Genomic DNA, 1,209 nt, shown 5'->3' with positions numbered 1-1,209 from the left:
TGCGGATGGTTTACGAGCATGAGGGCGAGCACCCGTCGCGATGGGCGACGATTGTTTCGATCGCCAGCAAGATCGGTTGCGCGCCGCATACCCTGAACGAGTGGATCAAGAAGTCCGAGGTCGATAGCGGCCAACGCGCTGGCGTGCCGTCGGACATGGCGGCGAAGATGAAGGCTCTGGAGCGCGAGAACCGCGAGCTTCGGCAGGCCAATGAGATCCTGCGCAAGGCGTCGGCTTATTTTGCCCAGGCGGAGCTCGACCGCCGGTTCAAGCCATGATCGGGTTCATCGACGATCATCGGGAGGCGTACGGGGTCGAGCCGATCTGCAAGGTTCTGCCGATTGCCCCATCGACCTATCATGCTCGTGTTGCCCAACGCCTCGATCCCGCCAAGCTGTCAGCGCGGGGGCGTCGGGATCTGGAACTGAAGCCCGAGATCGCCCGCGTGTTCGCCGAAAACTTCGAGGTCTACGGTGCCCGCAAGGTCTGGCGGCAACTCGGCCGCGAGGGCATGACCGTTGCCCGCTGCACCGTCGAGCGGCTGATGGGTGAGATGGGTTTGCAAGGGGTGATTCGCGGCAAGCCCGTGCGAACCACGATCAGCGACAAGTCGGCGCCATGCCCGCAGGATCACGTCAACCGGCAGTTCCGCGCTCCGGCGCCGAACATGCTCTGGCTGTCGGACTTCACCTACGTGGCGACTTGGTCGGGCTTCGTCTATGTCGCGTTCGTCATTGATGCCTTCGCCCGCAGGATCGTCGGCTGGCGGGCCAGCCGGACGGCACATGCGAGCTTCGTCCTGGATGCCTTGGAACAGGCCCTGTACGACCGCAGGCCGGTTCATCGCGGCGGGCTCGTGCACCACAGTGATCGCGGCAGCCAATACGTCTCGATCAAATACACCGAGCGCCTGGCCGAAGCCGGCATCGAGCCCTCGGTCGGAAGCGTCGGCGACAGTTACGACAACGCTCTCGCGGAAACTATCAACGGCCTTTACAAGGCCGAGGTGATTCACCGCAAAGCAGCTTCGAAGCCGTCGAGTTCGCCACGCTGGAATGGGTCGACTGGTTCAATCACCGCAGACTGCTTGAGCCGATCGGAAACATCCCGCCTGCAGAAGCCGAAGAACGCTATTATGCTGCGCAGGAAAATGCGGCAATGGCCGCATAACTACGGATCAACTGCCTCCGGCAAAACCGGGGCGGTTCA

The 1,209-nt window shown here is 62.7% G+C and carries 1 pseudogene and 1 other annotated feature; the pseudogene reads left to right on the top strand.

The features are described from left to right. A pseudogene (locus K678_RS17350) lies at positions 1–1,170 on the top strand (IS3 family transposase); the annotation flags it as partial. After that, positions 233–349, top strand: a sequence feature (AL1L pseudoknot). (Overlaps the previous pseudogene by 117 nt.) Positions 1,171–1,209: the final 39 nt, after the last annotated feature.

The organism is Magnetospirillum fulvum MGU-K5, from assembly GCF_000442515.1.
In the GTDB taxonomy this organism is placed as follows: domain Bacteria; phylum Pseudomonadota; class Alphaproteobacteria; order Rhodospirillales; family Magnetospirillaceae; genus Phaeospirillum; species Phaeospirillum fulvum_B.
Note: the sequence above shows the minus strand (reverse complement) of the source record. Positions and strands in the feature narration are given on the sequence as shown.